This window comes from Paraburkholderia sp. RL17-380-BIE-A, assembly GCF_046028085.1.
Taxonomy (GTDB): domain Bacteria; phylum Pseudomonadota; class Gammaproteobacteria; order Burkholderiales; family Burkholderiaceae; genus Paraburkholderia.
The window spans coordinates 186289-204778 of record NZ_JARESQ010000010.1; the positions used below are offsets into that span (position 1 = coordinate 186289).

The window sequence follows — 18490 nt, forward strand, 5'->3', positions numbered from 1 at the left end:
CCGCTCCGGCCGCCCGCTATGTTCATCGCGCCCACCGGCCACCGTCGCGCCGCAAAGGACAAGGGACGCTACGGCAACGGCCCGCGCCGTGCCGCGAACGCTATAGCCTCCCGCTCACGATGCCGTTTCCGCCGCAAGCGACCCGCCAAGATAAGCATCGCGAATCCGTTGATCGCCGAGCAGTTCGCTTGCGGTGCCGGACAACACCACGCGGCCGGTCTGCAACACATAGCCGCGATGCGCGATCTGCAAGGCAAGGCTCGCATTCTGCTCGACCATGAAGAACGTAATGCCCTGGCGGTTGATGGTCTGAATCAGTTCGAGCACCTTGTCGACATAGAGCGGCGACAGCCCCATGGTCGGCTCGTCCATACAGACGAGCGCCGGGCGGCTCATCAGCGCGCGGGCCATGGCCAGCATCTGCTGCTCACCGCCCGAAAGCGTGCCGGCGCGTTGCGTCAGGCGCTCTTTCACGCGGGGGAACAGGTCGAGCATGCGTTCATAGTCCGCGGCGATGCCGGCGCGGTCGTTGCGCGTGAAGGCTCCCATCAGCAGGTTCTCGCGCACTGTCATGTCGCCGAACAGGCGGCGCGCTTCCGGCACGGAAGCGATTCCGCGCCGCACGATCTGCGAGGTCGGCAGGCCGTTCAACGGCTTGCCGTCGAAGTTGATCGTACCGTTTCGCGGTTTGTGCAGGCCGAGGATCACTTTCATCGCCGTCGATTTGCCGCTTGCGTTGCCCCCCAGCAGGCTCACGATCTCGCCGCGTCCAATGCTGAGATTCAGGCCGAAGTGCACCTGAATCTGCCCATAGAACGTGTCGATCTGGTCGAGTGTCAGCAACGGCTCTGTCATGGCTTGTTCAGTTGTGGGTAAATCATTCGACGACACGAGATGCAGGGTGGAGCTCGTCATGCGGCGGCCGTTTCGTTGCGGCCGGCCTGCGCGCCGACCTGTCGATGCCCAAGGTAGGCTTCGATTACCGCGGGATCGTTGCGCACCTCGTCCGGCAAACCTGACGCGATCTTGCGGCCGTCGTCGAGTACGAGCACCCGGTCGGAGAGACGCATCACCAGGTCGAGCTTGTGTTCGATCAGCAGGATCGTGAGTCCGTCGCGTTTCAGTTCGAGAATCAGTTCGAGCATTTCCGCGGTCTCGGACTCGTTCATGCCGGCAGTCGGCTCGTCGAGCAAGAGAATGCGCGGACGCAGCGCCAGCGCGCGCGCAATCTCGACACGCCGGCGGTTCGCGTACGAAAGGCTGTGCGCCGGCTCGTCGATGCGAGGCGCGAGGCGTGTGCCGAAGCGCGCAAGCAGTGCCTTCACTTCGTCGCGCAATTCGGCTTCCTCGCGGCGCACCGCCGCGGGCCCGACCAGCGCGCGCAGCACTTCGGCGAACGCTCCAACAACGGGCCAGCCGCGCCGCGTCATCGCAAGACGCGCGTGCGCGCCGATCAGCACATTGTCCAGCACGCTCAGGTTGCCGAACACCCGCCCATGCTGGAACGTCCGGGCGACGCCGCGCGCGGCGAGCTGTTCCGGCGCCATGCCGGTCACGTCTTCGCTGCCGAAGCGCACCGAGCCGGAGTCGGGCGTATCGATTCCGGTCAGCAGATTGAACAGCGTGGATTTACCCGCGCCGTTCGGTCCGATCACGCTCACGCATTCGCCGCGCGCAACCGACAGGTTGACCTCGTCGACGGCGACGAGGCCGCCGAAGCGCCGCGTCACGCGCCGCACGTCGAACAGAATGTCCGCACCACCACTGGAAGAAGTTGTCATGGTCGTCCCCGTCATACCGCGCCGAACAGGCCCTGTGGCCTGAAGCGCACCAGCAGAAGCAGAATCACGCCGTAGATCAGCATCCGGTAATCGGCGGCGAAGCGGAATAGTTCGGGCAGGCTGATGAGTGCGATCGCCCCCGCCACCGCGCCAACCACGCTGCCCAGGCCGCCGAGGATCACCATGGTGAGCGCAAGGATCGACACTTGCGAGTCGAAGGTCTGATAGTTGATGTAGCTGTACAGATGCGCCGCAATGCCGCCCCCGATGCCGGCCGCCAGTCCACCGCACGCGAATGCGATGGCCTTGTAGCGGTTGGGCCGCACGCCATACGCGCGCGCCGCGACGTCGTCCTCGCGGATCGCGCGCCATGTGCGGCCCAGATGCGAGCGCAGCAGCCGTACTTGCAGCAGCGCAAGCAGCACGAGTACCGCAAGCGTGAACCAGTAAACCGCACGCACGCCCGTCAACTGCCAGCCGAACAGCGACAACGGCGGAATGCCGGTGATGCCGACCGGCCCGCGCGTCAGGCTATCCCAGTTCAGCACCACCAGTCCGATGATCTCGCCGATACCGAGCGTGGCAATCGACACGTAATGTCCGCGCAGCCGGAACGACGGATACACCAGCAGCGTGCCGATAGCTGCGGTGATGAGGCCGGCGAGCGGAATCGTCACGGCGGGCGACCAGCCCAGATTCACCGAGAGCAGCGCCGACGCATAAGCGCCGATCAGCAGCAGTGCCGCGTGGCCGAGCGAAATCTGCCCGACAGTCCCCGCGACGAGTGTCAGGCTGAGCGCGAGCAGGCCGTAGATCCAGCCGTTGGTCAGCGTCTGAAGCACATAGGCCGATGGGGTCGCGAACGGCAGCACGAAGGCGAGCGCCACCACCGCGACGATCACGCGGCGCGGAATCCTGACCGCCTTGCGGTTCGACAGGAACGTGCCTGTGAGCGGCTCGGGCGGCAGCCGGCGGCTCGAACTGAAGAGCCCGTTGGGCCGCCATACTAGAAACGCCAGCAGCAGCACGAACGCGAACAGGTCGCGATAGCTCGTGCCAAACAACGCGACGCCATAGCTCTCCACCAGCCCCAGCAGCAGGCTGCCGGCGATTGCGCCCGGCACGTTGCCCAGCCCGCCGATCAGCAGTGCGACGACGCCTTTCAGCGTAGCCTGAAAGCCCATCGCCGGATCGATGCTGTTGTAGTACATGCCGACCAGCAAACCGCTCAGGCCGCCGAGCCCGCAAGCAATCGCGAACACCGCCTGATTCACGGCATTCACGTTCACGCCCATCTGCTGCGCGGCGTCGCGATCCTGCGCGGTGGCGCGCACGGCCCAGCCGAGCCGCGTGAAGCGCAGGAACACGTAAAGCACGGCCGCGGCGCCGATGCCGATCGCCGCGATCAGCAGATCGAGCGAACCGAGCGTCGCCCCGCCGAGCGAGAGCGTCCAATCCGGCAACGGGCTCGGCACCGGACGCGGATCCGGGCCGAAGACGATTTGCGCGAGCTGGTCGAGCACGAAACTGATGCCGATCGTGGCCAGCAGCGGCGCGATACGCGCGGCGCCCTGCAACGGCCGCAAGCCGATCCGTTCAATAAGGATGCCGAGCAGCGCGCAGCCCGCGATGGTCGCGACGAGCGCGACCGGCAGCGGCAAGCCGAGCCGCGTCAGGCACAGCCAGCCGATGAAGCCGCCGACCATGTACACGGAACCATGCGCGAAATTGATCAGATGCGAGACGCCGAAGATCAGCGCGAGGCCGACCGCCAGCAGCGCATAGATATTGCCGACGATCAATCCGTTGATCGTGTAGTCGAACCAGGCCGTCATAGCGTGTCAGTCCCGTAGCCCGCATTGATGGTGCTTTCGATCATTGCGCGCGCACGGCGCTCACGCCGTCCCACAACGCGAATTTGCCGTCCTTGACGACCAGATCCAGGTTCTTTGCACCGGCCACGCGGCGCGTTTGCGGATCGAATTTGAACTTGCCGAAAATCACGCTCGGCACGTCGTTGATCTTCGCGAATCCGTCGTGCACGGCCGTGCGGTCGGCGCCATAGCGGCGGATTACCTCGCTCGCCAGAATCATCGCGTCGTAGGCGCGCGCGGCGAACGTGTCCGGCTCGGCGTTATATCTGGCGCGGTAACGCTGTACGAAGCTCTGCACTTCCGGGCGCGGGTCGCCGGGGAAAAAGTTCGATTCAGTGTAGACGCCGTTCACCGCGGGTCCGCCCAGGTCGAGAAATTTGGGCGAATACACCGAGCCGACAGCCGCGATCGGTGTATGCACGCCTGCTGCTCGCGCCTGGCGAACGATCTGCGCACCGTCTGAATAGTACGAAATCAGGACGATCGAATCCGGCTCCGCGCTGCGCACGCGCGTGAGCGTCGCGCGAAAGTCTTTCTCGTTCGGCTGATAGGCCTCGGCCGCGACGACCTCCGCGCCGTTCGACGTGACGGCCTTCGCGAAGATATCCTTGCTGGTGCGGCCCCAGTCGGTGTTCAGATACAGCACGGCGATCTTTTTAAAGCCGAGCCCTTTGGTGACGTAGCGTGCAAGCATCGGCTGTTCCTCCGCCTGGCTGATCGCCGTGCTCCACATATAGTCGCCGCCCTTGGTGAAGTCCGGGTGCGAGTTGGTGAAGCCGAACTGCACGAGGCCAGCGCGCTGGTAAACCGGCGACGCGGCCATCGACGCTCCGCTCGACAGATCACCCAGTTCGAGGAGGATGCGTTTGTCGTCGACGAATTTCTGCGCGATCGCGACGGCCTGGCGTGGATCGCTGCGGCTGTCCTCGAAGTCGTAACTGAGCGGATGACCATTAATGCCGCCATTGCCGTTGATCTGCTCGAGCGCGAGATCGAAGCCGCGCTTCCACTGCTCGCCGTATTGCGCGTCCTGTCCGCTCAGCGGTCCGGTCACGCCGACCCAGTAGGGATCCGCCGCGTGTGCAGCAGGCATTGCGCCGCCCAAAGCAATAGTCAGTGCGCCAGCCAGTTGAACAAGCGTGCGGGCTGCACCGCGCTTGTTGTTCCACAGAATCGACATGCTTTTCTCACGCCATGTAATTGAGTGAGACGATGTAACCATGTCGCCTGGAAGCCGGCCAACGAAGATAACGGTCAAAGCTTATTCCCGTGAATCCGCCAAGCTTATGAGTGTGAGTGATTACGCCGTGCGCCGAGCTTCTGCGCTGCTGCGGCCAATACAAAAAAGCCCTTGTTTCATGGCACTTTTCGCACTTCCAGCGGGAGGCTGATTGGCTCACGTCAGTTGCGCGCGTGCCGGAAGACCGCAACTTTCGTCAATTGCATAGCCGAATTTATTATAAGAATCGAGCATGAAACGGCCTCTAGAATGCACCCATCACATGGATGAGGCATCGCATGGAGTTGCATCAACTCGAAGCGTTCTCAGCAGTCATGTCGGCGGGCAGCATGACCGGCGCGGCTCGCCTGCTGCGCCGCTCGCAGCCGGGCGTGACGAGAACGATCCAGGACCTCGAACAGGAGATCGGCTATGCACTGTTCGACCGCAAAGGGCCACGCGTCACGCCGACGAGTCGCGCATTTCAGCTTTATGACGAAGTGGAGCGTTCGCTGATCGGCCTCGATGCGATCCGAGCCAGTGCGCGCGCCATCGGCCGCGACGAACCCATGCCGCTGCGCGTCGTGGCAACGCCCGCGCTCGCCGCGGCGCTGGCGCCGCGCGCCCTCGCGAAGCTGAATCAGGCGGCCGCGCAAGCAGGCACACGCGGCAACACGCAACTGCGCAGCGCGTCCGCCGAGCAGGTCGTGCAGGCGTTGCTCTCGCGTGCAGCCGATGTTGGCATCGCCACGCTTCCACTCGATCATGCGGCCCTCGATGTGCACTACATCATCGAAGCACCGTGCGTGGCCGTGCTGCATCGCGACGACCCGCTGGCGCAGGACGCCGTGTTGCCGCTCGCGCATCTCGCCGGACAGCCGGTCGCGACGCTGGCGAACCGCTACCGGCTGCGCAACAGGATCGATCGCGCGTTCGATCAGGCCGGCATTGCGCTCCTCACCGCGCTGGAAACCAACGCGTCGCTCAACGCGATGATGGCGGCGCAGGAGAAGCTCGGCGTCGCCATTGTCGATCCGGTGACGGCGTTCGGGCTGCGCCTCGCCGATGTCGAAGTGCGGCCGCTCGACGTGCCGATCCCGTTTCTGTATGGCGTTGTCACGCTGTCGGGCCGACCGCGCACTCCCGCAATGGACGCGATGATCGACGCCCTCGCGGAAGTCTCACACGCTCTGCTGCCCGGCGCGGTGCGCCACGCGGCGTCGCAGCATGGCGCACTGGTCGCTCACGATCGCATGGATAGCGCGGACAACGCTGGCGATTCCGATTCCTCCTCTCATCGCGACACCGGAGTTCCGGCATGACCGTATTGAATCCACCACCCGCCGCCGACGGCCTTGCCGCGCTCGAAGCCCGGCTTCGCGAAGACCTCGACTGGCTCGAACTGCCTGCGCCTTCCTGGGTGCCCGCGCGAAACGTCGGGGCGCAACGCGTGCTTGATGTCGCGATCATCGGCGCCGGCATGGCCGGACTCGCGGCAAGCGCCGAGTTGCGCCTGTTGGGCATCGACAACCAGCGGCTCTTCGATCAGGCGCCGGCGGGCCGCGAAGGTCCGTGGGTCACCTACGCGCGGATGCAGACCCTGCGCTCGCCGAAACAGCTGACCGGGCCCGCGCTCCGCCTGCCCGCCCTGACCTTTCGCGCATGGTACGAAGCCCAGTTCGGTCGCGAACAATGGGACGCGCTCTACAAGATTCCGCGTACGCAGTGGATGGACTATCTGCGCTGGTATCGTCGCGTGCTTGAACTGCCGGTGCGCAACGACACTCGCGTCGAAAAATTGCGCCCACGCAGCGATGGCCTGATCGAACTCGATCTCCTCGGCGGAGCGGCGAACGACACCAGTCGCGCACGGCGCGAAATCGTGCTGGCCCGGCATGTCGTGCTGGCAACCGGACGCGAGGGCCTGGGCGGCCCCTTCATTCCCGAGGTTGCACGCGAACTTCCCGCCCGCCTGCGCGCGCACTCGTCGGATGCGATCGACTTCGCCGCGTTGCGCGGCAAGCGTGTCGGCGTGGTGGGTGCAAGCGCGTCGGCGTTCGACAATGCCGCGAGCGCGCTCGAAGCCGGCGCGGCGCAAGTCGATCTGTTCGTGCGACGCGACGCGCTGCCTCGCATCAACAAGTTGACCGGCATTGGCAGCCCCGGCCTCGTACACGGTTTCGCCAGCCTGCCTGACGAATGGAAATGGCGCTTTCTGCACTACTCCGCCCAGACTCAGGCGCCGCCGCCGCGTGATAGCGTGTTGCGCGTCGCGAAGTATGCTCACGCGAAGCTGCATCTTTCGAGCCCGCTCACGCGCGTAAGCCACGAGGGCGACACGGTCGTCGTCGCTACGCCGAGGGGCCGCTACGCGCTCGATTACCTGATCTTCGCGACCGGTTTTCACGCCGAGATCGACACCCGCGACGAGTTTGCGCTGATCGCGCCGCATGTGCGCCGCTGGCGTGACCGCTTCGAACCCGCGTGCGAACTGCCGAGCGACGACCTCGGCAGCTCGCCGGACCTGGATCGCAACTTTGCCTTGCAGGAACGGATCGCGGGCACATGTCCGGCGCTCTCGCGCATTCACTCATTCAATCACGGCGCGAGTCTGTCGCACGGCAAGATCGCCGGCGACATTCCCGCGATTAGCGACGGCGCGCAACGTCTCGCGCGCGCCATCGCCGCCATGCTGTTCGACGCCGACCGGCACACGCACTACGCCGCGCTGCAGGCTTTCGACACCGCCGAGCTTGCCGGAGACGAATGGGCCGACGCCGACGCGCCCGTAATCGACACCACCGCCTGACTCTCCCCTGACGAGACCTATCACTCATGTCTTCTTCATTGACCGATCACACATCCACTGCCGCAACCGATGACTTGGTCGCAGCGTTGGCGGGGCTCGCGCCCGACAGCCCTGTCGCTGCGTTGCGCGCCTTCCGCAGTGACGCAACCCGCTATACGCAAGGCAGTCACGACGCGCTGTTCTCCAGCGACGTCGTCGATCTGACGCTGCGCGAACGGCTCTACGCGGCGTGGTATGCGGCGCTGCTCTCGCGCTCGGAGCAGACCGCGCAAGCATATCGCGACCGCTTGCTGGCGCTCGAACCGGACGCGGAGACAGGTGCGCACGCAACGAGCGCGTTGCTCGATGCCATCGCGCAACATCGCACCGGGCGCGACGTGACGGCCGACCCGCGGCTTGCGGCGATCCTCGTGCATACCGAAGCACTCGTATTGCAGCCTGCCGCGACCGGCAAGCCGGCCCTCTCGGCGCTACAGTCAGCCGGTCTGACGACGCGTGCGATCGTCGCACTCGCGCAACTCGTCGCATTCGTCACGTATCAGGTGCGAGTCGTCGCCGTGTTGCGCGCGCTGGAGGCACGAGCATGAGCACGGATCACGGCTTCACCTCGCACACCCTCGGCTGGCGCGCATGGCTCGATACCGTCCCGCTCGCGCAGGCATCGCCCGCGCAGACGGCGGTGCTCGAAGCAAGCCATCCCCAGGCGAAGAGTTCGGACTATTACCTGCTGCTCGTGCACGAAGCGGAAATCCTCCGGCAGCGCTCCGGTGCGTTCAACAGCATCATGTACGCGCCAGGCGGCCTCTCGCGCGCGGAGCGCGAGCTTGCGAGCACGGTTGTCTCGCGGGTCAATGGCTGCGTGTACTGCGCCTCGGTGCATGCGCAGCGCTTCCAGCAACTCGCGAAACGCGACGACGTAATCCAGCAGATCTTCTCGGACCCGCAGACCGCGGGCACGACGGAGCGCGAACGCGCCATTGTGAAGTACGCGATCGATCTCACGCTGCATCCTGAAGCGCTCAGCCGGGCCTCGCTCGACGCGCTGCGCCGCGCAGGGCTCGACGATACGCAGATTCTCGACTTAAGTCAGGCGATTGCGATCTTCGCGTGGGCAAACCGGCTGATGCTGACGCTAGGTGAGGCCGTGTTTCCGGCGTAGGTCGGGCTTCGCATTGCATTGACCTCGCATCGCGCCGGCTGGCGAATATGGATATGCGAATCGCTTCGTTGTCGCACGATGTGATGCGTTAGAGACTCGCAGTCCAACTCATTTCGGGAAAATACTCATGTCTGCCTCGCGTCCTTTCTTGCGGTTCCGGCGACTGTTCACGCTCGTCGGCGCCGTGCTTGCCTTCTCCGTTTACGGTGTATCTTCCGCGGCGCCGGCCAGCGGCGAGCCGGTATTCTTCGGCGTAAGCGGACCACTGACCGGCCCGAATGCGCAATATGGCGCGCAATGGAAAGCCGGCTTCGACCTCGCGCTCGACGAGATCAACAGCCAGGGCGGCATCAACGGCCGACCCTTGCAGTACGTGTTCGAAGATAGTCAGAGCGACCCGCGCCAGGCGGTCGGCATTGCGCAGAAGTTTGTCGACGACAAGCGCATCCTGATCGAACTCGGCGATTTTTCGAGTCCGGCCTCGATGGCGGCCTCGCCGATCTATCAGCGCGCCGGCCTCGTGCAGTTGGGTTTCACTAACTCGCATCCTGACTTCACCAAGGGCGGAGACTTCATCTGGAGCCCGTCCGTCAGCCAGGCAGACGCGCAACCGCTGCTCGCGGACCTGGCCGTCAAGCAGGGTTTCAGGCGCATCGCCGTGCTGTTCCAGAACACGGATTGGGGTCGCGCCAGTAAGGACGTATTCGTGAAGGCGGCGGGCGCGCGTGGCGCGCAGGTCGTGGCCGCCGAAGGTTATCAGCCCACCGACAAGGATTTTCGCGCCACGCTGCTGCGCGTGCGTGATACGAAGCCCGATGCACTGGTGCTGATTTCCTACTACTCGGACGGCGCGCAGATCGTGCGCCAGGCACGTACGAGTGGCATCAGCCTGCCGATCGTGGCCGCCAGTTCCGTGTACTCGCCGAAGTTCATGGAACTGGGTGGTGAGGCCGTCAACGGTGTGACCACCAATACCAGCTTTTTCCCGGGCGATCCCAGCCCCGCAGTTCAGCATTTCGTTCGTGGCTTCGAGGCGAAATATCACCATCAACCGGACGCCTTCAACGCGTTTGCTTACGACGCCACGATCATCGCCGCTTATGCGTTGCGCGCCGGCGGTCTCGATCGCCGAGCCGTGCGTGATGCGTTGCCAAAGTTGCATGACGTACCCAGCGTCGTGTTCGGCAAGGCGACTTTCGATCCGGCGACGCGCCGCGTGATCGGCGTGAAAAGCGTCAACCTCGTAGTCGAAAATGGCGAGTGGGCGCTTCTTGGCAGCAAGGCTGCGGTGGCGGCGAAGTGAGTGCGGGATGTCCGGCGGCACTCGGGGGCGTGAGCCTTGCCGAGGTTGCCGGACGGTCTGGATGCAAAGCGCGCCGCATAAGTGGTTCTGATCAGGCCGGGCTGGAAGTCGAGGGGAGGCGGACACTCCCTTCCCCTTTCTCTCCACCCGCTCTACGGCTGAATATACAAATCAGCAAAATTCCCGCGCAACCCTTCCCCGGTCGGCGCGTAGTCCCTCACCTTCTTCGAAACGACCGTAATGCTCGGATTCGCGCCGAACTCGATCGACGGAATGTCGTCGTGAACGATCTGCTGGAACTGGATGAATAGCTGACGGCGCTTTGCTTCGTCGGTCTCAACGGAGGCGGCTTCGAGCAAACGGTCGACCTCCGGGTTCGAATAGTGCGCCGCATTGGAGAACGGCAGTCCGATCTTGAAGTTCTTCGACCAGAAAACGCGTTGCACGCCCACTGTCGGGTCGAATACATTGGAGAGCGCTTCGAGCGTGATGTCGAAAGCGCGATCGGTATAAGCCTTCTTTACGTAGGTGGCGAAATCATAACTCTCGATCTCCCCATCGATCCCGATACGCGCCAACGACTGACGCACAAAATCCGCCGCCCGCGGATCCTGGAACGGATTGAACAGCAATCGCAGTTTGAAGCGCTTTCCGTCCGCGCCGCGCTTCAAGCCGGCCGCATCCAGCGCGGCATTGGCCTGAGCAATGTCATACGGAAAGTAATGAATGTCAGCGTCGTGATACTTCGTATTGGCCGTGCCGATCGGCGCAGCGGACACCTGGCCATAGCCATACCAGACCACGCGGTTCAATGCATTGACGTCGATTGCCTGTGAAATCGCTTTGCGCACGGCCTTGTCTTTGAGAACCGGCGTATCCAGGTTGAAGATCAACTGCTGATGGTTGCTCGCGTACGGCCAGTTGGTCGTATCCACATTGAATTCAGGCAGTGTCGTGAACCGCTTGACGTCCGCTAACGGAATCGCCTGATCGCCGAGATTGGCCGCACCCGATTCAAGCGCTGCCGCGCGGGCCGCGCCATCGGGAAGAAAGCGCACGATGATCTTGTCCACGTAGGGCTTGGGTTTGTCCCAGTAGTCCGGATTGCGTTCGAGCAGAATATAGCTGCCGTGAACAAACGATTTGTAAATGAACGGCCCCGTGCCGACCGGCGCGCTGTTATATGGGTTGGATCCGATGTCCGTCCCTTCGTACAAGTGCTTCGGCACGATCGGCGACTCGGAACCGGACAGCGCGGTCAGCAGAAACGGCGCGGGTTTCGATAGTTCGATGATCGCGGTGTAAGGGTCCGGTGTCTTGACATCGGTGACGTTCGCGAACGTGCTGCGGCCGCGCGGATGCACCTGCTTGAGCGTCAGAATCGAAAAGGCAACGTCTGCGGAAGTAAACGGCTTGCCGTCGTGCCACTTTACGCCGTGGCGCAAATTGAAGCGATATTGAAGCCCGTCTTTGCTGACCGACCATGCGGTAGCCAGCAGTGGTTGAGGATTGAGGTCCTTGTCATAGGTCAACAAGCCTTCCACCACTTTCGGGCCGATCTCCGCGTTACCGCCGGCGGTGGTGGTCAAAGGAACGATCGACGCAGGTTCAGGCGTGACGAGCCATGTGAGGGTTCCACCATGATTGGGCGCCGCCAGAGCGGGCACCGGACTGGCGCCAATCAGCGCGAAGGCGAACACCGCGGCGGAAAGGGTTCCGCGCAAACCGTTTTGCAAGCTCATAGGTATCCTCTTTATTATAGGAATGTCGGATAGTAAGGCGGCTTGAAAGGAACGAAAAGCAAGCAAAAGTGATTAGCTTTGCATCCTATGTTTAGCGTGATTCAAGGCGTTTTGCCTGCCTCGCTGACATGCTGTAGCTCACCCACGTGCTTCGCTACGTCGATGGCTCATTTCCCGCCGCAAGCTGCCGGAATGTGCGCACGCTCAACACTACTGCGCCGCCCGACGGTCTTCTCGTTCATCCGGCCATGCGCGATATCTCCGCTATAACAGCACGGCTTTGCAGCATCCGCCGCTTCAATTGAAAAGAAGAATTCGTTGTTTTGCATTCCCAACCTTGCGTGATCTACTGCGTTCACGCGAGCGTTGAAGAGATGCGGAGAATCTTTGCCGCCGCCGATCACCACGATGACCGCCCATCGAATGCGCGCTTTTTACGCCAAAACGGCACGGACAATTACTGTGACTCATTCCATTCTCGCCGCTCAACCCGAGGCCTCGACGCCTGCTGCTGAAGACAGGCGGGCTGCCACGCCCTTCGTTCCGGTTCGATCACCGGCCGCATTCGCCGATAGCCCGGTCTCACGCGCCTTCGAACAGCCGCTGCTGCTGGGACTATTTCTGCCGATTCAGGCGGGCGGATGGAGCGCGTCGACACTGCCTCGCTCCACCGACTGGAACTTCGATTACAACCTGACGCTGGTGCAAAAAGCCGAGGCATTCGGCTTCGATCTGGTCTTCGCGCTGTCGCAATGGCTGCCAAAAGGCGGCTACGGCGGCGTATTCAACGGTGAAGCGCTCGACTCGTTCATGTCGCTGGCCGCGATGACGGCGCGCACCGAGCGCATCATTCTGGTCGCGACCAGCCACGTGCTCTATGGGCCATGGCATCCGCTGCACTTCGCCAAGTTCAGCGCGACGCTCGATCACATATCGAAGGGACGGTGGGGCATCAATGTCGTCACGGGCCATCGCGCTATCGAGCATGAAATGTTCGGCTGGCACCGTATCGAACATGACCGGCGCTACGAACTTGCGGCCGAGTTTCTCGATGCCGTGCAGCAACTCTGGGCGCAACCTGACAATTTCAGCTTCGCACCCGAGCTATCCCGCTGGAAGCTCGACAAGGCGTTCGTCACGCCGAAACCGAAATACGGCCGTCCGCTTCTCGTGAATGCGACCGGCTCCGACGCGGGGATCGACTTCGCCGCCCGTTACTCGGACGTGGTGTTCATCACCAGTCCGGCCGGCTCCGAAATCGAAGCGGCTTTAGCGGCGCTGCCGGCGCATACGGCGCGCGTGAAGGCAACCGCCGCGAAGTACGGCCGCCAGATCCGCACCTTGATCAATCCAATGGTGATCTGCCGCGAGTCCGAGGCAGAAGCACGCGCCTATCACGACGCGATCGTGGCGCACGGTGACGAAGGCAGTTTTCATCGCTTCGACAGCGACGCGCACGCATGGCGCGGCAACGCTGAACAGCGCAATCAGGCCGCCGCCCGCGCGGTGGGCGGCAACATAGCGATGGTCGGCTCGCCGCAGCAGATCGCCGATTACATCGTGCGTTTGCATCAGGCCGGTATCGACGGCGTGCAGTTGAGCTTTTTCGATTTTCAGCCGGACCTCGATTTCTTCGGCGAGCGCGTGGTGCCGTTGTTGCGCGAAGCAGGCCTCCGGTACTGATTGCGCGCCCACCTTCGGATGCGAAAACCGCCTTCAGGTTGCCCGATAGTCTTCAATTACAAGGTCATTGTATGAGCCGCCTCTGGTACACGCGCTGCCCCGCCCCCACTCCATTCGGCATTGCCGTGCAGAAAGGCTGGCTCGAAGAAGAATTCGCGGCCGACGGAATCGATGTCAAAGCGCTACAGGACGCCGACGACGTGACGATCCGTCGCTCGCATTTCACGCATACGCAGCCCTGGTCGTTCCGTCAGGGCGGCAATATTCCCGCGCTCTGGGCGCGCGCACAAGGCAGCGACACGCGTCTGATCGGCCTGAGCTGGGTGGACGAATTCCAGGCCCTGATCACGCTCGACCGTCACCTCGAGGCGAGTCCGGATGCATTGGCCGGGCGTCGTTTCGGCTTTCCGCTCAATACGCGCGCGGACGTAGTCGACTTTCATCGCGCCACCGCACTGCGCGGCTTTTCTTCGTTGCTGGGCGTGCTGGGCGTGCAACTCGAAGATATCGATCTGGTCGACCTGCTGCACACGCCGCGCAGTCTCGAAGACGCCAAACCCGCCGCCGATGCGCCGCTCGCCGATTGGCTCGACGCGCAACGCTCTCACGAGTACGCCCGCGAGGCCGAAGCGCTGTTGCGCGGAGAAGCCGATGTCGTGTTCGTCAAAGGGGCGACGGGCCTCGATATCGCGAACCTGCTCGATGCGAAGATCCTCGTCGACATCAGCGCGCAGCCGAATCGCCTGCTACACGCGAACAATGGCACGCCCCGGCCGTTGACGGTAGACGCGCGTCTGCTACGTGAACGCCCCGACCTGGTCGAGCGGGTGCTCGCGCGCACGTTGGATACCGGCGATTGGGCCGAGGCCCACGCAGGGGATGTGGCGCACTACGTCGCCCGCGAAACGCGCAGTGCCGAGCATTGGGTGGAGCGCGCCTATCCCGGCGGGCTGCATCGACAATTGACGATCGGACTCGACCCGCAGGCGCTCGCGGCGCTCGCCGACTTCAAGCGCTTTCTTTTCAAGTGGGGCTTCATTGCATCGGATTTCGATTTCGACGCATGGGTCGACCCCGCGCCACTTCACGCCGCGCTCGCGCGCCGGCCCGCGCTGGCGGCATTCGCAAACTGAACCCGCTTCTTCACCCCTTTCTTCTCTCGCACAACCATACGATGACCTATGTCACAACGCAGGCGGCGCCAGGCCGCCGCGGCGCGCGCCTGTTCAAAGGGGCGCTCGGTCTGGCAGTCACCCTGATCGTCACACTGTTTGCTACGCACGCGCAGGCGCAGACTCGCGGCGGCACGCTCAATTTCGTCGTTACGCCCGAGCCGACCACGCTCGTGGACCTCGCCACCACGGCGACCAACGTGCTGAAGGTCAGCCCGAAAGTCGTGGAAGGCTTGCTGGAATACGACTTCAAATTTCAACCGAAAGCTTCGCTCGCCACCTCGTGGGAAGTGAGCGACGACCGCCGCAAATACGTTTTCCATCTGCGCCGCGGCGTGAAATGGCACGACGGCAAACCCTTCACGTCCGCCGACGTCGCGTATTCGATCCAGACGCTCCGGCAGGTGCACCCGCGCGCCAAGACCACCTTCGCCAACGTTACCGATGTCGCGACGCCGGACCCTTATACCGTTGTCATCACGCTGTCGAAGCCGGCACCGTATCTGATCAAGGCGTTCTCTTCGTCGGAAACGCCGATCGTGCCGAAGCATATCTACGAAGGCACCGACGTGCTGACCAACCCCGCGAATAACGCGCCGATCGGCACCGGTCCGTTTCGCTTCGTCAAATGGGTGCGCGGCAGCTATGTCGAATACGTGCGCAACGACGACTACTGGGACAAAGGCAAGCCGTGGCTCGATCGCATTGTCGTCAAGGTGATCAACGATCCGGCCGCCCGCACCGTCGCTTTCGAAGACGGTTCCGTGGACCTGAGCGGCGACTCGCCCGTGCCGCTGTCCGATCTGGAGCGCCTCAAAGCCAACCCGAAGCTCGGACTCGAGACTCGCGGCTACGAGTTCCAGGCGGGCGTGGCGCGCATCGAGTTCAACCTCGACAACCCGGTATTGAAGAATACGAAAGTGCGTCAGGCGATCGCTTCGGCGCTGGATCGTGAAGTGATTCGCAAGGTGATCTACTACGGCTACGCGACGCCGCTCGCCAGCCCGATCATTCCGTCGAGCCCCTACTACGACCCGGCGCCCACGCCCTATCCATTCAACGTGGAGCGTGCCAACGCGTTGCTCGACGAAGCGGGCTATCCGCGCAAAGCCGACGGCACGCGTTTCGCCCTGACCGTCGACCCCTTGCCGATCGGCGATCTGCCAGCGCGCACCGCCGCCTATGTCAAGTCGGCCCTCGCCCGTGTCGGCATTGCCGTCACCGTTCGCAGCCAGGATTTGCCTGCTTATCTGAAGCGAATCTACACCGACCGCGATTTCGATTTCTCGATCAATGGCATGAGCAATCTGTTCGATCCGGTGGTCGGTGTGGCGCGTCTCTACACGACCAGCAATTTCCGGCGTGGCGTGCCCTTCACCAACGGCTCCCATTACAGCAATCCGGAGATCGATCAATTGTTCTCGCAGGTCGCCGAAGAAACCGACGACGCAAAACGCAAGCAACTCTTCTCGCAGATTCAGCGCATTCTCGAACGCGATCTGCCGGACATCAATCTGGTGTCGCCGCAATACCTGACCGTCTACTCGCGCGCGGTGCATAACCATACGACCTCGCCGGACGGCGTGTCGTCCAGTTTCGCCGACGTGTGGCTGCAACGCTAGACCTCTCCCGATTCACTCTCTCACGGAATTCGACTCACATGGAATACAGACAACTCGGCCGCAGCGGCATCAAGGTCTCGACGCTAACGCTCGGCACGATGATGTTCGGCGGCCCCACCGACGAAGCGAGCGCCGCGCGCATCATCGATCAGGCTCAGGAGCACGGCGTGAATTCGATCGATACGGCGGACGTGTACGCCAAAGGCGAGTCCGAGCGCGTGGTGGGCCGCAGCATCGGCGCGCAGCGCGAGCGCTGGGTGCTGGCGACCAAATTCGCGAACCCGCTGCAGGACGGCGATATCAACGCGCGTGGCGCATCGCGCAAGCACATCATACGGGCCGTGGATGCCAGCCTGAAACGCCTCAACACCGACTACATCGACCTGCTCTATATCCACCGCGAAGACCACGAAACACCGGTTGAAGAAACGGTGCGGGCACTCAACGATCTGATCCAGGCCGGCAAGCTGCGTTATTACGGCTTGTCGAATCATCGCGCGTGGAAAATCGCCGAATTCAGCCACACTGCGCAGGCGCTCGGACTCGATGCGCCGGTAGCGAGCCAGCCGCTCTACAACATCGCCAACCGCCAGGCCGAGGCTGAGCAATTGACAGCCGCGCACCGCTACGGACTCGGCGTGATTTCCTATAGCCCACTCGCGCGCGGCGTGTTGACCGGCAAGTACGAACCGGGCTCGACGCCTGGCGCCGATACGCGCGCGGGGCGCAGCGACCGGCGTCTGCAGCAGACCGAATGGCGTGCGGAATCACTCGAACTGGCGCGCCGCGTGCGCGAGCATGCGCAAGCGCGGGGGCTTTCCGCCGGGCAATTCGCACTCGCGTGGGTGCTCAATAGCCGTTACATCAGTTCGACCATTGCGGGCCCGCGCACGGAAGCGCAGTGGCTGGACTACTTGCCGGCGCTGCGCTACCGCCTGACGGCGGAAGATGAAACGTTCGTCGACTCGCTCGTCACGAGTGGCCATCCGTCCACGCCCGGTTTCAACGATCCGGGGCATCCGTTCTTCGGGCGAATCCCGCGTCATGGCGCGTCCGAAGAAGAACCCGTGCTCGTTCAGCAGGGATCGCGTTGACTTTCCACCGTTGCCAGCTCATGCAGTTGGCGACGGTTTTTTTCCGCCGGCACGGCAACCGCCTGGCCGGTCTTCGCAAAGCTACCGCGACTGACAATCGCCCGATAGCCCCGCTTCTTCCAATCACCCCCATTCCCCGCACTTCTATCATCATGTCCCGATCCATTGCAGCACCATCAGCCGTCAGACGGCGTGTCACCGGCGCTTTACTTCTGGCCACCACGCTTGCGAGCTTCACCGCGTTCTCCGCCCTCACCGCTTATGCCGCGGACAGCGGCGGCACCGCGCAGGAACTGCGCGTCGGCTTCGTGCCGGGCCCCTATGCCGACGAATTCAAGGCAGGTGTCGAGCCGCAATTGCGCAAGAAAGGCTATGCGATCAAATACGTCGAGTTCAGCACCGGCCTCGAAGCGAACCAGGCTGTCTATCGCGGCGAGATCATCGCCGACGTCATGCAGCACGAGGTCTATCTGAAGTCGTATAACGATCGCAACGGAACGGATCTGGTGGGCGTGGTGCAGGTTCCCACACCGCCGATGGGACTCTATTCGAGCAAACACCGTTCACTCGCGGAAGTCAAACCCGGCACTCGCGTCGCGGTACCGAACGATCCGGTCAACCTCGAACGTGCGCTGAAGATACTCCAGCGCATCGGCTGGATCAGGATCAAACCGAACCCGAATCCCGTCGACGTCACCGAGCGTGACGTGATCGCCAATCCGGCCGGCATCAAGATCGTCCCGCTCGAATCGGCACAGGCGCCACGCGCCCTTGAAGATGTCGATTACGCCGCAATTCAGGGCAATTTCGCGATCTTCAGCGGCCACAAACTGACCGATGCGCTCGCGCTCGAAGAGATGACGCCGCCGTATATCAACCAGGTCGTCGTGAAGGCAGCCAACCGCAACGCACGCGCGACTCAGGATATCGTGCAGGCTTATCAGTCTGCAGACTTCCAGCACGCGATTCGCAGCAATCGCTTCTATGACGGCTTTCGCTTGCCGGCGTACTTCGGCAACGAGTGAGACGGTT

The 18490-nt window shown here is 63.2% G+C and carries 16 protein-coding genes; 10 read left to right on the top strand and 6 right to left on the bottom strand.

Annotated features, from left to right (window positions below; all coding sequences use genetic code 11):
- Positions 1–114 precede the first annotated feature (114 nt).
- From P0D68_RS18900 to P0D68_RS18915, 4 genes are read right to left on the bottom strand one after another with little or no spacing between them, the layout of a single operon-like run.
- On the bottom strand, positions 115–915 hold the full coding sequence (locus P0D68_RS18900) for an ABC transporter ATP-binding protein (RefSeq protein WP_408298874.1): 801 nt from the start codon (positions 913–915) through the stop codon (positions 115–117).
- Positions 912–1781, bottom strand: a complete 870-nt coding sequence (locus P0D68_RS18905) for an ABC transporter ATP-binding protein (RefSeq protein WP_408298876.1) — start codon at positions 1779–1781, stop codon at positions 912–914. Before P0D68_RS18905 ends, P0D68_RS18900 begins: the two co-directional genes overlap by 4 nt.
- 11 nt (positions 1782–1792) lie before the next feature.
- Complete coding sequence (locus P0D68_RS18910; protein ID WP_091801372.1) at positions 1793–3616, bottom strand: ABC transporter permease; 1824 nt, start codon at positions 3614–3616, stop codon at positions 1793–1795.
- Positions 3617–3656: 40 nt separating this feature from the next.
- Positions 3657–4835: an ABC transporter substrate-binding protein gene (locus P0D68_RS18915; RefSeq protein WP_408298878.1), complete on the bottom strand. Its 1179-nt coding sequence runs from the start codon at positions 4833–4835 to the stop codon at positions 3657–3659.
- A gap of 338 nt (positions 4836–5173) precedes the next feature.
- Between P0D68_RS18915 and P0D68_RS18920 the strand changes: the two genes are divergently transcribed.
- The 5 genes from P0D68_RS18920 (at position 5174) to P0D68_RS18940 (ending at position 10145) form a co-directional block, all read left to right on the top strand.
- Positions 5174–6196, top strand: a complete 1023-nt coding sequence (locus tag P0D68_RS18920; protein ID WP_408298880.1) for a LysR family transcriptional regulator — start codon at positions 5174–5176, stop codon at positions 6194–6196.
- Positions 6193–7683 (top strand): NAD(P)-binding domain-containing protein, encoded by a 1491-nt coding sequence (locus tag P0D68_RS18925; RefSeq protein ID WP_408298882.1) that lies wholly within the window; start codon positions 6193–6195, stop codon positions 7681–7683. Before P0D68_RS18920 ends, P0D68_RS18925 begins: the two co-directional genes overlap by 4 nt.
- Before the next feature lie 26 nt (positions 7684–7709).
- Positions 7710–8270 (top strand): CMD domain protein, encoded by a 561-nt coding sequence (locus P0D68_RS18930; protein ID WP_408298884.1) that lies wholly within the window; start codon positions 7710–7712, stop codon positions 8268–8270.
- Entirely contained in the window at positions 8267–8842 is a 576-nt protein-coding gene (locus P0D68_RS18935) for a peroxidase-related enzyme (RefSeq protein WP_408298886.1), read from the top strand. Before P0D68_RS18930 ends, P0D68_RS18935 begins: the two co-directional genes overlap by 4 nt.
- A gap of 127 nt (positions 8843–8969) precedes the next feature.
- A complete protein-coding gene (locus P0D68_RS18940) occupies positions 8970–10145 on the top strand; it encodes an ABC transporter substrate-binding protein (protein WP_408298888.1) in 1176 nt (391 codons plus the stop codon).
- Positions 10146–10297: 152 nt separating this feature from the next.
- Here P0D68_RS18940 and P0D68_RS18945 read toward each other — a convergent pair whose 3' ends face one another.
- A complete protein-coding gene (locus P0D68_RS18945) occupies positions 10298–11887 on the bottom strand; it encodes an ABC transporter substrate-binding protein (RefSeq protein WP_408298890.1) in 1590 nt (529 codons plus the stop codon).
- Between the two features lie 167 nt (positions 11888–12054).
- A complete protein-coding gene (locus tag P0D68_RS18950) occupies positions 12055–12294 on the bottom strand; it encodes a hypothetical protein (protein ID WP_408298892.1) in 240 nt (79 codons plus the stop codon).
- 55 nt (positions 12295–12349) lie between these two features.
- On the opposite strand from P0D68_RS18950, the gene P0D68_RS18955 reads away from it, so the two are divergent.
- The 5 genes from P0D68_RS18955 (at position 12350) to P0D68_RS18975 (ending at position 18483) form a co-directional block, all read left to right on the top strand.
- Positions 12350–13570: an LLM class flavin-dependent oxidoreductase gene (locus tag P0D68_RS18955; protein WP_408298894.1), complete on the top strand. Its 1221-nt coding sequence runs from the start codon at positions 12350–12352 to the stop codon at positions 13568–13570.
- Positions 13571–13641: 71 nt separating this feature from the next.
- Positions 13642–14703 (top strand): ABC transporter substrate-binding protein, encoded by a 1062-nt coding sequence (locus P0D68_RS18960; protein WP_408298896.1) that lies wholly within the window; start codon positions 13642–13644, stop codon positions 14701–14703.
- 41 nt (positions 14704–14744) lie between these two features.
- Positions 14745–16364, top strand: a complete 1620-nt coding sequence (locus P0D68_RS18965) for an ABC transporter substrate-binding protein (RefSeq protein WP_408298898.1) — start codon at positions 14745–14747, stop codon at positions 16362–16364.
- A gap of 38 nt (positions 16365–16402) precedes the next feature.
- Positions 16403–17458, top strand: a complete 1056-nt coding sequence (locus P0D68_RS18970) for an aldo/keto reductase (protein ID WP_408298900.1) — start codon at positions 16403–16405, stop codon at positions 17456–17458.
- 152 nt (positions 17459–17610) lie between these two features.
- On the top strand, positions 17611–18483 hold the full coding sequence (locus P0D68_RS18975) for a MetQ/NlpA family ABC transporter substrate-binding protein (protein WP_091801406.1): 873 nt from the start codon (positions 17611–17613) through the stop codon (positions 18481–18483).
- Positions 18484–18490 lie beyond the last annotated feature (7 nt).

Excerpts from the sequence above, each read along its gene's own strand:
- P0D68_RS18925 (WP_408298882.1), top strand. The coding sequence starts at position 6,193 with ATGACCGTATTGAATCCACCACCCGCCGCCGACGGCCTTGCCGCGCTC.
- P0D68_RS18940 (WP_408298888.1), top strand. The coding sequence starts at position 8,970 with ATGTCTGCCTCGCGTCCTTTCTTGCGGTTCCGGCGACTGTTCACGCTC.
- P0D68_RS18975 (WP_091801406.1), top strand. The coding sequence starts at position 17,611 with ATGTCCCGATCCATTGCAGCACCATCAGCCGTCAGACGGCGTGTCACC.
- P0D68_RS18935 (WP_408298886.1), top strand. The coding sequence starts at position 8,267 with ATGAGCACGGATCACGGCTTCACCTCGCACACCCTCGGCTGGCGCGCA.
- P0D68_RS18905 (WP_408298876.1), bottom strand. The coding sequence starts at position 1,781 with ATGACAACTTCTTCCAGTGGTGGTGCGGACATTCTGTTCGACGTGCGG.
- P0D68_RS18900 (WP_408298874.1), bottom strand. The coding sequence starts at position 915 with ATGACGAGCTCCACCCTGCATCTCGTGTCGTCGAATGATTTACCCACA.
- P0D68_RS18945 (WP_408298890.1), bottom strand. The coding sequence starts at position 11,887 with ATGAGCTTGCAAAACGGTTTGCGCGGAACCCTTTCCGCCGCGGTGTTC.
- P0D68_RS18960 (WP_408298896.1), top strand. The coding sequence starts at position 13,642 with ATGAGCCGCCTCTGGTACACGCGCTGCCCCGCCCCCACTCCATTCGGC.
- P0D68_RS18965 (WP_408298898.1), top strand. The coding sequence starts at position 14,745 with ATGACCTATGTCACAACGCAGGCGGCGCCAGGCCGCCGCGGCGCGCGC.
- P0D68_RS18930 (WP_408298884.1), top strand. The coding sequence starts at position 7,710 with ATGTCTTCTTCATTGACCGATCACACATCCACTGCCGCAACCGATGAC.
- P0D68_RS18920 (WP_408298880.1), top strand. The coding sequence starts at position 5,174 with ATGGAGTTGCATCAACTCGAAGCGTTCTCAGCAGTCATGTCGGCGGGC.
- P0D68_RS18910 (WP_091801372.1), bottom strand. The coding sequence starts at position 3,616 with ATGACGGCCTGGTTCGACTACACGATCAACGGATTGATCGTCGGCAAT.
- P0D68_RS18915 (WP_408298878.1), bottom strand. The coding sequence starts at position 4,835 with ATGTCGATTCTGTGGAACAACAAGCGCGGTGCAGCCCGCACGCTTGTT.
- P0D68_RS18970 (WP_408298900.1), top strand. The coding sequence starts at position 16,403 with ATGGAATACAGACAACTCGGCCGCAGCGGCATCAAGGTCTCGACGCTA.